This is a genomic window from Spirosoma foliorum, assembly GCF_014117325.1.
Classification (GTDB): Bacteria; Bacteroidota; Bacteroidia; order Cytophagales; family Spirosomataceae; genus Spirosoma; species Spirosoma foliorum.
In genome coordinates, this window is sequence record NZ_CP059732.1 from 1043527 (window position 1) to 1057051 (window position 13525).

The following is a 13525-nucleotide window of genomic DNA, read 5'->3' on the forward strand; positions in this document are numbered from 1 at the left end:
CAACAAGAACCCTAATCCCATTCTGTATGCAACTACGCTGGCTCCGGGAACAGTTATACCCCGTACTGCTGAGTGCCTACCTTTTGTCAACGCTTTCGGCCTGCGAAGCTCTTCGCTCCTCTGGCCCATCTGTCAGCCGTCGTCCATCATCGTCAAAACCGGTTGCCCGTCGAACTCCAACGGGTAAAACTCCCGCTCGTCCCCCTTCTGTACCCGCAAAACCTGCCGGTAAAGTGGTTGATGTGCGTACATACGAAGATCGGTACGTGCCTGAAGTGGTCAAGATTGCACGTACCTATACGGGTACACCTTATCGCTCAGGTGGCAACACAACGGATGGGATCGACTGTTCGGGCCTGGTATACGCAGTTTTTAACACGGTGGGTTTGAAAATGCCCCGGATTTCGTGGCAGCAGTCGGAAGTGGGGCATGAAGTAGAGGTCAATGAAATTTTGCCCGGCGATCTAATTTTCTTCGTGCCGGACAAAGGGCAAGCTGGCTATGTGTCGCATACGGGTATTGTAACAGAGGTGAATGGTGCACAAAATATCCGATTCATTCATGCCTCATCATCGCGTGGTGTTCGAGAGGATAATCTGTATACGGACTATTTTAAAGGTCGTTTTGTGAAAGCGTTGCGCCCGTTTTGATTTTTCTTTTTGTCATTCCGACGATAGGAGGAATCTCAAATCTCATTAATTAAGCTTGAGATTCCTCCTATCGTCGGAATGACAAAAAGAAAAACGAAAAACCGCCTTCGGGGCGGTTTTTTTTATGAGTTGTAGAGAGGTAATTACACCGCTGGTTGAGTGCTGTTGATTAGGTTTTCCCAATGAGTGCGATCCTTGTTCTTTAATTTCATTTCAAGGCTTAGGGCTTCGTTGCGGGTAGCAAATTGCTGCGTGAATTTGACTTCCCAGGGTTTTCCTTCCGCTGTAGCCGGGTTCGTTTTCGCATTGTGTTGCCACAAGGCTATTCGCATATCTTTGGCTTGACCAATGAAGTACTGGTCGGTGCTAGGACTATAAATAATATAAACGGTATGCATACGATTACGAGACTATTGTCAAATCTACATAAATGGTAATACAAAACAAACTTTAGCTGTGTATACGGGAAAGTATGTTTAATAGGTCAAAAAAAATAAGCTTGTGTTTGGGCTACATTAATTTTTTGTTCATCTTTGCACCCACAAAAATGGGGGATTAGCTCAGCTGGCTAGAGCGCTTCCATGGCATGGAAGAGGTCATCGGTTCGACTCCGATATTCTCCACTAGGTTGCATAATCCCAATATCAAACGCCCATACAGTCTTGTATGGGCGTTATTTTTTGTACTATTCTCGAGCTGTTAATCCTTACCAATTCAAGTCCAATAAAAGGGCAAGGTGATACAGCGAAACAGCAATGGAAAATCACCACTCTAAAGTGTAACCGTTACGATAAAACGGGCAAAGAAACAGATTCCTTAGAGTTGGAGTAGCTAATTTTGGCTTATTAATTGCCACAGAGAGGGACGTAAAATTGCCGATCTGGGTTATGAAAACAAGCGATAGGTTTAGTGCGTAGCCTATTGGGAATTATCAAAGCAAAATCACAAGGTTATGTCATTGAAATCTGAAGAGGACTTGCTCGGTATGCAGCAGATTAGTCATGTTGTTGGCTCTACTCTTAAGCAGATGCAACAGTATGCCCGGCCAGGGATGTCGACATTTGAACTAGACCAATATGGGCGACAATTGCTGGAACAGTACGGTGCCCGATCTGCGCCCAAACTTACCTATGGCTTTCCGGGCTGGACCTGTATTAGTTTAAATGAGGAAGTCTGTCACGGCATTCCTTCTATCAAACGAATTCTTCAGGAAGGAGATCTAGTGAACATTGATGTATCTGCCGAATTGAATGGCTATTGGTCAGACAATGGTGGTTCTTTCGTTTTGGGGAAAGATATTCATCAGCAAAGTGCTTTAGTAGAAGCGTCGAAGCGAATCCTGGCCAAAGCTATTAGTCATATCCGAGGGGGCGTACAAATAGCAGAGATTGGGCGCTTGATTGAAACAGAAGCCAAACGAAGTGGTTATCGAGTCATTAAGAATCTGGCCGGACATGGAGTAGGTCGGAGCCTGCATGAAGAACCTCATGAGATTCTATGTTATTATGATCGGTCCAATAAAACGCGGTTCCGGAAGAATTCGGTTGTAGCTATCGAGACGTTTTTATCCACCAAAGCCACGTATGCTCATGAAAAAGGGGATGGTTGGACATTAATTGCCAAGGACAGTTTTGCGGTGCAGCATGAACATACGATTGTCGTTACTGATAATAAACCGATCATCCTGACCGCTGCGAATCAATTGTGGAATTAAAGCCTTTATTCGTAGACCTTTCTAACATAAAGGGCACTTATAGAATAAACTTGCTCTTTTAAAACCTTACGTCTATGATCATTGCAGGAATAATGGAATGGGGTTGGCTTTTTATAAATATTGGCTTTTTAGTTTTCATAATAGCCTCACTCTGTTACGCATTTCGATTTTTTCGAAAGAACGTTAAAGTTAAATAAATTGAAGAGTATAGAATTATAAAGTGCTTATTTTTAATTGATTAAGCCACTCTATAGCTATAAGGCTGATCTTTATGAAGGACAAAATGATTTGGCAGCACAATACCGTTAAGTTAATGTGGAACGGAGGTATCTATTTGTCGATATGCGTTGTACTGTTCCTCTTTTGGGTGCTTTTTTTCTTAACGCCTAACGTGTCTCCACTCTGGCAACAAGTGGTAGGTTGCATTCTGCTACCCTTCGGCTTACTCATTAAGCTGCCTGCTAATACTTTGGGGGGTATAGCTATCTGTATGGTGCTCAATACGCTGTTTTGGGCAATCTTCCCATTGATTATTCAGGAACGCTTCTTTCAAACGCAGCGTAAAATTTGAAAGGACTTTCTTGCTTACATAACAGGAATATTTCGTTTTGGATCTGTAAACTAATTCAATAGATGAAAACAGGATATATACTTTTTGCAGGAATATTCTCCTTGATAGTATTCAGCTGTAAAACCCAAAACGACGGAATAACATCAACCTTTGATGTCGTAGCGCAGGGTATTGGCGGGGACTGCAAACTGCCATTGCTTGATTTCGGGTCCCGAACCGCCGAAGTAGGGGCGCTCATTGGTCAAACGTCTCCTTATAAATGGTATTATGCCATTAATCTTGACTCAACTTATGCGAGGGTCGGCACAAGTCTTCAAGTGACAATTCGTAAAACAGTAGCTAGTGAGGGCCAAGCGTGTACCACTATGGGGCCTGCATACCCCATTATCACGGTGACATCTGTCACTGCGAAATGAGAACTCCGCTTTTTCAATGAAAAGAACTCGGTACTACCTGAAGGGTCACCATCCCTTAAACAATTTTATAATCCTACAACAGCTATTGGGGTCAAGGGATGCCTCTGGAATCGTAGCATTCATTGACTTTAAACCACACTTCTCAACCATCTTTTACCTTGAAAATAAACACTAGCAATTAAGCAGAATTAAGTTGACCTACTATTTTGTGCGACCCCGATGGGGTCGAATATTTATAGTGGAAGCTCTCTTCTATAAACATTTGACCCCATCGGGGTCACACAAGGCCGTAAATGATAAAATATAATTCTACTTAATTATTTTCCGTATTTCATTGAAAATGAGCTATCTGTTCTAGCCCGTGGACACCACTATCCTGGTTAAATCTAAAGTGAAAGATGAGGCAGTTAAATCACTTGGTGTTCATAGTTTTACAGTTTTTGTTTTTGTACGATTTGCCTTCTGGCTACCTTTGAGGTATTTATCTGTATTTGCTTTGGCATGGAAGTTTCATATAGTTGGTTAAAAGAGTTTATTGACTTACCCGAATCGCCTGAAGAAGTAGGCAAACTGTTGACGGGTACAGGTCTGGAAGTGGAAGGAATTGAAAAAATTGATATGATTCCTGGCGGATTGGCTGGGGTGGTGATTGGTGAAGTCTTGACCTGTATCAAACACCCGGAAGCCGATAAGCTAAGCCTGACAACCGTCGATGTGGGGCAACCCGAGCCATTGTCCATTGTTTGTGGCGCGCCTAATGTGGCGGCTGGCCAGAAAGTGGTGGTGGCGCTGGTCGGAGCAACACTTCATCCTAGTTCGGGTGATCCCATTCAGCTGAAAAAAACGAAAATACGTGGCGCTGTCTCGGAGGGAATGCTCTGTGCCGAAGACGAATTGGGGTTAGGAACTTCCCACGCTGGTATTTTGGTGCTGGATACCACTCTCGCTAATGGAACACCTGCCGCTGTTTACTTCAATCTGGAAGCCGACTACCAAATTGCGATTGGTTTAACCCCAAACAGAATCGATGCTGCGTCTCATTTTGGTACGGCAAGAGATCTGAAAGCGGTGTTAAATCGTCCATTACGCATGCCATCGGTGGATACATTTGCCGTTAACGATAACAGCAAGGTTGTGGCAGTTCGCATTGAGGATCAAGCCGCATGCCCTCGTTTTAGTGGTCTTACCATAAGTGGGCTTCAGGTAGGGGAGTCGCCGGACTGGCTAAAAAAACGATTGTTGAGTATTGGCCTTAAGCCGATTAACAACATTGTCGATATCACCAATTTTGTCTGTTACGATCTCGGCCAGCCCCTCCATGCCTACGATGCGGCCAAAATTGCTGGCGATCTGGTTGTGGTGAAAACGCTGCCAGAAGGTACCCCTTTCGTAACACTGGATGGCGTTGAGCGTAAGCTGCTCGCAACCGATCTGATGGTTTGCGATGCTGAAAAGCCTATGTGTATTGCCGGTGTTTTCGGTGGTTTGCATTCGGGTGTATCGGCCGAAACAACAGGTATCTTTCTGGAAGCCGCTTATTTTTCGGCCGCTTCTGTTCGGAAAACGGCGCAGCATCATGGGTTGAAAACGGATGCGTCTTTCCGCTTTGAACGTGGCACCGATCCGAACATGCCTGTTTATGCGCTCAAGCGGGCAGCACTTTTGATTCAGGAGGTTGCTGGAGGGAATGTAAGTTCGGAGCTTATCGATATTTACCCTGACCCGATTCAACCATTCCGGGTTCCGGTTCTGTACAAACACATCGATCGACTGATCGGTATCGCCATTGACCATACAGAGATACACCGTATCCTGGAAGCACTGGATATTACCGCTGAGGAAACCAGCGAGACAGGCTTTGTGGCCATTGTGCCACCTTACCGGGTCGATGTGACGCGTGAAGCGGATGTGATCGAGGAAATACTGCGGATTTATGGATTGGACAATGTTCCGCTGTCGGTGAATTTATCCGCTGATTCGCTATCCGAATTTCCGAAAACCGATCCGGATCAATGGCAAGGCCGGGTTGGTCAGTTATTGGCGGCTAACGGGTTTTACGAAATCCTTACCCTGTCGCTTACCCGACCTGCGTATAATGATGCTATCCGGTCGACATTACTGGGTGCCGATGTAACCCTACTGAATCCGCTTAGCGATGAACTATCGGTGATGCGGCAAAGCCTGTTGTTCTCGTCTCTGGAAACGTTGGTGTATAATATTAACCGACGGCAGAAAGATCTTAAGACGTTCGAATTTGGGAAGGTCTATCATAAAGTTACTGGTGAAGATGGTAAATCAACCTATAAAGAACGGATGCGGCTGAGTCTGGCAATGACTGGACAGCAACATGCTGAAAGCTGGCTCGAAAAAAATCAGCAACTTGTTTATCACGATTTAGCCTCAACGGTTCAGCGGGTGTTGAGTTTGTTCCGGGTCAAATCGTTTGAGACGCAGGCTGCCGATACGACTCTCTTTCAATATGGCTTAACGTATTTTGTTAATAAGAAACCAATTGTCAGCTTAGGGCTGGTTCAACCAAAATTGGCAAAACTGGTTGATCTGAAGCAGGACGTGTTTTATGCCGATTTCGACTGGCAGGCGCTCCTGAAACTGTCGTCTACTAAGGCTCGCTATCAGGAAGTGCCTCGTTTCCCGGAAGTTAGACGCGATTTGTCGCTGGTATTGGACAAACAGGTGAATTTTGAACAAATCAGCCGACTGGCGCAACAAACCGAGCGGAAAATACTGCGGGCGGTCAATGTATTTGATACGTACGAAGGACAAAATCTGGGTCAGGATAAGAAAGCCTATTCGGTAAGTTTTACGCTTCAGGACGAAGCCCAAACACTGACGGATACGGCTATCGAAAAAACCATGAATCGACTGATGGCAGCCTTCGAGAAAGAGCTCGGCGCTGTGATCAGAAAATAACGAATCAGGGAAGTATATGTGGTGAAAAAGGGGAGCTAAACTCAGTTTTGAACGTCTGATTGTTTATGGTTTCTGAAAAACAAATTCTGGCTCTGGTTGAGCGATTCGAGCACAAGCTGAAGCAACTACTTGTTAGATATAATGAATCTCGACAGCAGATAGTGTTGCTGGAGGAGGAAAATGCTGCGCTTCAGGAAAGCCTGAGAGAGGAGCAAAAACAAGTACTGGAATTGCGACGGAAACTAGCCAGCATCGATAAAACGCCGGTTGTTCCCATTAAGAAATCGACCCATACGATCAATCTCGAATCGAATAGCGCTCTTTTAGGCCAACTCGATACGTATATTAAAGAAGTGGATCAATGTATCGCTCATTTGAGTGCATTGAGTTAAAACACAAACGATAAACGTCTGACGGACAGCTTTGTAAAGCTGCCTATCAGACGTTTGTCGTTTGTGTTACCCTAGATTACGGCCTAGGAAAGGCCATAACCTCCTGAACAATTTGCTTACCTTTAGTTCGAAAAGTATACCCCTTACCATGCGAAAAGTACTGTCCTTATTTTTTATTGCGGTCGCTCTGATTTTGCGTTCTGCCAGCGCACAGGTTACCACATCTAAAGCCACTTTCTCAAATCCATTGTCTGTTGAGTTCGGCGATCCTTACATTTTGCATACGGGAAATATGTATTACATGTATGGCACGGGTGGGGGAGCGAATAAGGGCTTCATGGCTTATTCATCGAACGATATGGTGAACTGGAAAGCAGAAGGACAGGTCTATTTTCATGAAAACGCCAACGGCTGGAGCGACCCGAAAGCCAACTGGGGTGGCGCTTACTGGGCACCTGAAGTATATGAGGTGAAAGGTAAATTTTACCTATTTTACAGTGCCCAATGGAAGGTGAATCCGACGAAGGAAGCGGAAAATTTTCGGATTGGCGTAGCCGTTGCCGACAAACCTACCGGGCCGTTTATTGACCTGACTAATAAGCCCGTTTTTGATCCCGGCTATCCGATCATCGACGCCAATGTGTTTTTCGATACCAACGGGAAAACCTATCTGTATTTTTCGCGCTGTTGCTACAAGCATCCGGTCAAAAGCGACGTTGCCGACTTAGCCAAAACGAAAGGCTGGTTCAACGAAATTGAAGAAAGTTGGGTGTATGGCGTTGAACTCAAATCCGATTTTTCGGGCGTGATTGGCGAGCCTGTTTTAGTACTGCGCCCTCCGGTTAGTCTAAACGATAAGCAGGCCGAATGGGAAAGCCGGTCGGTTACTTCACGTGAGGTAAATCGGCGCTGGACCGAAGGTTCGGTAACGTTTAAAAAAGACAATATCTATTACATTATGTACTCGGCCAATCATTTTGGCGGCCAGTATTACGCCATCGGTTACGCCACGGGCAGTTCGCCGTTAGGCCCATTCAAAAAAGCGGCTAACAACCCAATCTTGCAGAAAAATACGGACAAGGGAGGTTCGGTAACGGGCACTGGCCATAACAGCATTGCGTATTCGCCGGATGGCAAGGAGATGTTTTGCGTCTATCACGCACGAACCGCCAAAACCGGCGACGAACGGGTGGTTTGCCTCGACCGAATGCAGGTGAAAAATGGCACCATAACGATTCTCGGCCCAACCACAACCCCTCAAAAACTCCCTTCAGGCGTAAAAACAACCGTTGCTACTAATTGATAAACGAAACCAGCTCCTCTGATCGTTTAGAAGGCTGTAATCCTCACTAATCGGTTCATACATGGCAAATCGGCCTGAAGGGTGGCTTGGTAAATTGGGTAATCTGCTGGTTCCAGCCAGCCAAACACCAACCAATTCGGTAAATACGGTAACCAATAAGCGCATTCTGGAAGAGCTTGTGGCTTCTTTCGAGGATTCGATACACCGGGAGTCGGTTGGGAAAAGTATGTTGTTCAACGCGCACTTTCTGATTATTCTGCATCCTGATACCTATGAAGATCGCCAGAATGCGTTTCCCGTCATCGTGAACGAAGCGGTAAATGCCTTTAAAGCGATCATTGAGTCGCAGAAAGGGCAGTATGCCTACGTAGCGCCTGTAGCGTCGAGCTGGTTTTTTAAGTTTGGGGGTGGGAGAGAGTTTGGTGAGCAGGAAGTAACTCCGTCCGATATCATCGTGGTAGGTGCATTGACTGGAATTCTGCCCGGCAATGGACAGGCTCAATCGTCGGAGCGGGTGAATGTAACACGTCGGGTTAAACAGACGAATCGCTACGAAAAAGTAGATGTTGGCCTGACTATGTTCCAGCATATCGACTTCCGTGAACCGGGCGCCTTTGTGGTGAAATTCAATTTCGATTCATCGGTGCCCAGCCCGAAAAGTCCTGTCGGTTCGGCTGGTGCTACACAGCATGCCGCGCAACTGCCCCGAAGCCTGAGTGCTGGACTGGCGCAGATTGACTATTACATTGCCGAACTGAACAAAGAGAATACCTACCTCATGCGTGATCGGGAAATTGTGGTAGCTCGTAAAGAACCCGACAATCAGCATTTTCCGAATTATCTGTTGGTCGAATCGGTCTATGTCTCGAATCCGCATGCCCGAATTCGCTTCAACGATGCAACAGATTCCTTTCAGATAGCCTCCTTTAGTCGAAACGAAACGCGAGTCAATGAACAGTTGATTTCTCGTAGCGAACCCGCTAATCCACAGTGGTATACCTTGCCGGATAATGCCCAGATTTTGCTCAACAGCATGGTTACGTTACACTTTAAACGGAACGCCTAAGCTATGATCGACGCCTTGCTGGTTACGCTGTTGCTCGTATTTGTACTAGGGATAGCGGCAAAACATTTTCAGGACTTACCTCGATAATATACCAGTAGCGTGGGTGGAAACCCGCGATTATGATGTATAAACAGCGGGTTTCCACCCGCGTTACTGAATGAATTCAATCCAAATTGCCGGTCAGACAGATGTTGGCCAGCGCCGAACTGATAACCAGGACACGTTTGTTTGCTCCATGATCTGGGACAACGCCAGTGCGTTGCTGGTGGTTATCGATGGCGTTGGTGGTTATGCTGGTGGCGACCGGGCGGCAGCGATTGCCAAAGAGTCGATTGAACAATACATGGCAACGCCCACCGGGAAACCGTTGTCTATGCTTCGCGAAGCGGTGGTATTTGCCAATAATCGGATTAATGATCAACGGCAGGAGGACCCTCGACTGGCGCAGATGTGTTGTGTACTGACGGCTGTCGTGGTTGATGATCGTTCTCATAAACTGTCGTTCGTGCATGTGGGCGACACCCGCTTGTACCGGTATCGACAGGGAACACTCGAAAAGCTTACCCACGATCATTCAATGGTTGGGATTCGGGAAGATGCAAACGAACTCACCGAAGCTGAGGCCATGCAGCACCCCCGACGCAACGAAATCCTACGGGAAGTTGGATCGGCGGAACACCGGGTCGATGATCCTGATTTCCTGGAATCGGACGAAACAGATTTTCTGCCGGGCGATCAACTGTTGTTATGCAGCGATGGCCTGACCGATATGATTACACAGGCACAGATCAAGACTGTTTTGGATCGAGGGGTTCCCCTCGAAAAACAGATCGCTGAACTGATACGCATCGCCAATGAACAGGGTGGAAAGGATAATATTACCGTTGTACTTGCCCGAAATACGAAAACGCAATCATCACCAACACCGGCTAAAAAAGCGGTTGAGGTGCCCGCGCTGCCACAGCAGTCAGTACCCATTGTGGACGTTACTCCCGAACCCGTCACAGAAAAACCGCAAGTAAAAAAACGAAGTCTGACCGGATTATGGAGTGTTCTGGGGTTGCTGGTAGGGGGCTTAATCGCGGTAATTGCCTGGTATCAATTCCAGCCATCCCGTCAAGCCGATGTAACAACGACCGACAGTTTATCTGCCATTAGTACGGAGCCCGGAGCTACATCGATCGTGACAGAGGCCATGTCGCGGTTTGACTCACTGTTACAAGCTGCGCATCGGAGCAAAGATCATCGACTGATTTTGCCAGCCGATACGTTTCGTCTTAATACCCCCCTTTTACTGACCGATTCGCTGCTCAGCGTTTTGGGCGATAAGAAATTGACCGTATTCATGCCCGCCGATACGCTGCGAGCGCAAGTGGCGTTACGTATAACGCGAGTGGGACCTGTTCGGCTGGAAAACATCGTCATTGCTGGATTTAAGACAGGAATTGAAACGACACCCAAAACGAAGTTACAACTGGCAAACGTTTCTTTTCGAAACGTAGCGTTGCCGATTGGCGCGGTTATTCGGCAGGATACGTTCCGAAATGCCGTTATTGAGATTTCCGTAAAAAACCAACCTGATTCATCTAAACGAGTTCACCCCTGATGGCTACGATTCGATTTGATACGCGATTTCCGGGCTATGAAGTGCTGAGTGAACTAGGTCGCTCGAATGCCCGGATTCTAAAGGCGCGTCACCTGGCCACTGGCGATCTGGTGGCGATTAAGCACTTTGCCCTGAATACCGATGCCGAAACGCTCCGGCGGTTTCAGCGCGAGTCGGCTATCATGACCAGCATTGCCCACCCCAATATTGTTAAGGTACGAGAGGTTCAGCTAGAAGCCGAATTACCCTACATCGTCATGGAACTGATTGAAGGGGGCAATTTGAAGCAACTCATTGCTGGTCAGGATTGCGTGGACGTACCCACAGTTATTCGGCTGGGTTTGCAAATGGCCAGCGCGTTTAAAGCGATTCACCCACAAGGCATTGTTCACCGGGATATAAAACCCGAAAATATTCTGTATCGGCCATTACCCAGCGGAGAGCTCCATTTTCTTCTGACGGATTTTGGCGTGGCTCGCCTGCACGAACAGTCCAATACACTGACAGGCCAGTCGTTGATGACCTATGAGTATGCATCGCCGGAGCAATTTAACGATCCTAAAAGCGTGGGACCTGCAACGGATTATTACTCACTGGGCGTGGTTTTGTACCAATGCCTTCATGGGTGTGTGCCCTTTGCCCTGGACGATCATTCAGGAATTGTAACGTTTATGAATCGGGTATTGGCCGAAGCACCACCCGCGCTAACCATCACCGACGATCAATCGCTGAATCCGTTCTGGGAGTTATTGCAAGGTTTATTGCAGAAAAAAGCCAGTGACCGCCTAAGCGACCCCGACGAATTAATGTGGCTCCTTAAACAGGCTGAGCTCAATTATTTGCAGGCTGGTCGAGTTATGGCGACTCCCACTGTACAGGCTAAGTCGCCACAAGTTGCCCCGCTTATTCAGGAATCTGAACAAAAGCAGTTGCCTGCTCTATCGGTTGCTTCTGAAGAATCCTCGCCCGTTCCAGAACGCCAGTTACCTAAACAAAAAGGAGGCTGGTTAAAACTGGAAACGTTGGCATTGGCTGCTTTACTCGTTGGCTTTGCGTTCTATTATGTCCTGGTTGGGTCCAAGTCGGGCAGTAAGAGCGGGGCTGTAGATCCCATTGAAAATTCGGCCGCTAGCGGGGACTCTATTGCGCCTACTAATCTGGCGGAAGTATCGGCAATCCAGCAGCGGGAAGCCGAAGAAGCGCAGCGACAGGAACAACTTCGACAGGAAGCGCTGGCTGCAGTCAAGAGCTTGCGCGTAAAGACTACGGATTTTCGGGTTGGCTTATTCGGGGGTATCAAGAATATTCAACTTCAACTGACGAACCCAAGTGCCGTCACCTTTTCGTCAGTTACGGTTCGGGTGAATTATTACAAAGAAAGTGGCGGGTTGTATAAATCGGAGAACGTGTCGTTTAGCTCAGTCGGACCGAATGCCTCGTTACTTCAAAATGCCCCTAATAGCGATCGGGGAGTCCGATTGAGCTGCAAAATTGTGAATCATCAGTTTGCTCCACCGCTGGATTCTCTTACGAATACAATGATGTCAGACTCGTTAAATTAATTGACTGATGCCAACCGTAAGTGTCAATACGCATTTTCCGGGTTACGAAATTATTGGCGAACTGGGTCGCTCAAATGCCCGTGTTCTGAAGGCGCGTCATTTGGCCACGGGCGAATTGGTGGCGATTAAACACTTTGCGCTCAATACCGATGCCGAAACACTTCGTCGATTCCGGCTCGAATCGCAGCTAATGACTGATATTCGGCACCCAAATGTTGTGCGTGTTCGGGAGGTGCAACTCGATATGCCCATGCCGTTTATTGTTATGGACTGGATTGAGGGCGGCAATTTGCGAACGCTTCTTGCCGAGCGGGAGTACCTGGATGTGCCGGTGAGTATTCGGTTGGGGCAGCAGATGGCCGAAGCGTTTAAGGCAATTCATTCGCGAGGAATTATCCATCGTGACATCAAGCCTGAAAACATTCTATTCCGGGTGCTGCCCAGCGAAGAAATCCATTTCCTCTTAACGGACTTTGGTGTTGCTCGTCTGCGTGAACAGTCGCAAACCATGACGGGACAATCGTTGATGACCTATGAATATGCCTCGCCCGAACAATTTGACAACCCCAGAGGTGTCGACGTAGCCACGGATTACTATTCGCTGGGCGTTGTACTATACGAAAGCCTGTCGGGTCGGGTGCCTTTTTCAATGACAGACAGTTCGGGAATGGCTACGTTTATGAACCAGGTCTTGCGCACATCTCCGCCCGAATTACAACTTCCTTCGGGGCAATATCTGCCCCCCAGCCTGAATACACTGCTGGACTGGATGCTAGTCAAAAATCCCGCCGAACGACTTAGTGACGTAAACGAACTGGTGCTACTGCTTGGTCAGGCAAACGTTGAGCAGTTGCAGGCAAGTCGTTCAGGTGGTCGCCGGGCTCCGGTTTCTGCCCGAACCGTAGCCGCACCTATTGCCGCCCCACAAACACCCCGACCAGTCCCATCTCAGCCAATCTATGAGGAAGAGCCTGCCAATAGCTTAACGAAGTGGAACATTGGCTTAGCCAGTTTGCTGGTGGCTTTATTAATTGGTCTGGCCGTTATTTATACAAATCGCCAGAAGAATAAGGTCAGCTCTACGATAACGCCGGACTCAACACAGATGATAACGGATTCATCGACTGCCACCGAAGTTGCTGCCGATACGACCTCTACTTGGTCAGATCATTCCAGCAGGTCGTCAGAGGATTCCGACGAAATAGAGGACCATTCCGAAACCACAACAGAACCTGTGCCACCCATATCGATGCCCGATTCGTCGGGTGTGGTGGAGGATACAACGAGGATTCCTTAAGCACCATCAATACGATT

Annotated in this window: 11 protein-coding genes and 1 tRNA gene; 11 read left to right on the forward strand and 1 reads right to left on the reverse strand. The window is 47.3% G+C overall.

The features are described 5' to 3' along the window. Positions 1 to 26: 26 nt before the first annotated feature. Positions 27 to 650, forward strand: a complete 624-nt coding sequence (locus tag H3H32_RS04285; RefSeq protein WP_240543652.1) for a C40 family peptidase — start codon at positions 27 to 29, stop codon at positions 648 to 650. Between the two features lie 143 nt (positions 651 to 793). Here the strand turns inward: H3H32_RS04285 and H3H32_RS04290 are convergent, their stop codons facing one another. Then, the gene (locus H3H32_RS04290) at positions 794 to 1048 is read right to left on the reverse strand and encodes a GIY-YIG nuclease family protein (protein WP_182461435.1); all 255 of its coding nucleotides are present in this window, start codon (positions 1046 to 1048) and stop codon (positions 794 to 796) included. A gap of 151 nt (positions 1049 to 1199) precedes the next feature. Between H3H32_RS04290 and H3H32_RS04295 the strand changes: the two genes are divergently transcribed. From H3H32_RS04295 to H3H32_RS04340, 10 genes are all read left to right on the forward strand, one after another. Next, a tRNA-Ala gene (locus H3H32_RS04295) sits at positions 1200 to 1273 on the forward strand. A gap of 329 nt (positions 1274 to 1602) precedes the next feature. Then, positions 1603 to 2364, forward strand: a complete 762-nt coding sequence (gene map / locus H3H32_RS04300; RefSeq protein WP_182461436.1) for a type I methionyl aminopeptidase — start codon at positions 1603 to 1605, stop codon at positions 2362 to 2364. Positions 2365 to 2635: 271 nt separating this feature from the next. Beyond that, positions 2636 to 2935 (forward strand): hypothetical protein, encoded by a 300-nt coding sequence (locus H3H32_RS04305; RefSeq protein WP_182461437.1) that lies wholly within the window; start codon positions 2636 to 2638, stop codon positions 2933 to 2935. A 917-nt stretch (positions 2936 to 3852) separates the two neighbouring features. Beyond that, complete coding sequence (pheT, locus tag H3H32_RS04310) at positions 3853 to 6282, forward strand: phenylalanine--tRNA ligase subunit beta (RefSeq protein ID WP_182461438.1); 2430 nt, start codon at positions 3853 to 3855, stop codon at positions 6280 to 6282. 65 nt (positions 6283 to 6347) lie between these two features. Then, positions 6348 to 6674 carry a hypothetical protein gene (locus tag H3H32_RS04315; protein ID WP_182461439.1) on the forward strand — a complete coding sequence of 109 codons (327 nt, stop codon included), beginning with the start codon at positions 6348 to 6350 and terminating at the stop codon, positions 6672 to 6674. 148 nt (positions 6675 to 6822) lie between these two features. Then, entirely contained in the window at positions 6823 to 7977 is a 1155-nt protein-coding gene (locus H3H32_RS04320; RefSeq protein ID WP_182461440.1) for a glycoside hydrolase family 43 protein, read from the forward strand. 61 nt (positions 7978 to 8038) lie between these two features. Continuing rightward, complete coding sequence (locus tag H3H32_RS04325; protein ID WP_182461441.1) at positions 8039 to 9043, forward strand: FHA domain-containing protein; 1005 nt, start codon at positions 8039 to 8041, stop codon at positions 9041 to 9043. Between the two features lie 157 nt (positions 9044 to 9200). Next, positions 9201 to 10649 carry a PP2C family protein-serine/threonine phosphatase gene (locus tag H3H32_RS04330; RefSeq protein WP_182461442.1) on the forward strand — a complete coding sequence of 483 codons (1449 nt, stop codon included), beginning with the start codon at positions 9201 to 9203 and terminating at the stop codon, positions 10647 to 10649. Next, positions 10649 to 12211 carry a serine/threonine protein kinase gene (locus H3H32_RS04335; protein ID WP_182461443.1) on the forward strand — a complete coding sequence of 521 codons (1563 nt, stop codon included), beginning with the start codon at positions 10649 to 10651 and terminating at the stop codon, positions 12209 to 12211. Before H3H32_RS04330 ends, H3H32_RS04335 begins: the two co-directional genes overlap by 1 nt. Positions 12212 to 12218: 7 nt before the next feature. Beyond that, the gene (locus H3H32_RS04340; RefSeq protein ID WP_182461444.1) at positions 12219 to 13508 is read left to right on the forward strand and encodes a serine/threonine-protein kinase; all 1290 of its coding nucleotides are present in this window, start codon (positions 12219 to 12221) and stop codon (positions 13506 to 13508) included. The last annotated feature ends 17 nt before the right edge of the window (positions 13509 to 13525 follow it).

What these genes read in the sequence shown, in the direction of transcription:
- H3H32_RS04285 (WP_240543652.1), top strand. Translation starts at nt 27, where the DNA reads ATGCAACTACGCTGGCTCCGGGAACAGTTATACCCCGTACTGCTGAGT.
- H3H32_RS04290 (WP_182461435.1), bottom strand. Translation starts at nt 1,048, where the DNA reads ATGCATACCGTTTATATTATTTATAGTCCTAGCACCGACCAGTACTTC.
- map (WP_182461436.1), top strand. Translation starts at nt 1,603, where the DNA reads ATGTCATTGAAATCTGAAGAGGACTTGCTCGGTATGCAGCAGATTAGT.
- H3H32_RS04305 (WP_182461437.1), top strand. Translation starts at nt 2,636, where the DNA reads ATGAAGGACAAAATGATTTGGCAGCACAATACCGTTAAGTTAATGTGG.
- pheT (WP_182461438.1), top strand. Translation starts at nt 3,853, where the DNA reads ATGGAAGTTTCATATAGTTGGTTAAAAGAGTTTATTGACTTACCCGAA.
- H3H32_RS04315 (WP_182461439.1), top strand. Translation starts at nt 6,348, where the DNA reads ATGGTTTCTGAAAAACAAATTCTGGCTCTGGTTGAGCGATTCGAGCAC.
- H3H32_RS04320 (WP_182461440.1), top strand. Translation starts at nt 6,823, where the DNA reads ATGCGAAAAGTACTGTCCTTATTTTTTATTGCGGTCGCTCTGATTTTG.
- H3H32_RS04325 (WP_182461441.1), top strand. Translation starts at nt 8,039, where the DNA reads ATGGCAAATCGGCCTGAAGGGTGGCTTGGTAAATTGGGTAATCTGCTG.
- H3H32_RS04330 (WP_182461442.1), top strand. Translation starts at nt 9,201, where the DNA reads ATGAATTCAATCCAAATTGCCGGTCAGACAGATGTTGGCCAGCGCCGA.
- H3H32_RS04335 (WP_182461443.1), top strand. Translation starts at nt 10,649, where the DNA reads ATGGCTACGATTCGATTTGATACGCGATTTCCGGGCTATGAAGTGCTG.
- H3H32_RS04340 (WP_182461444.1), top strand. Translation starts at nt 12,219, where the DNA reads ATGCCAACCGTAAGTGTCAATACGCATTTTCCGGGTTACGAAATTATT.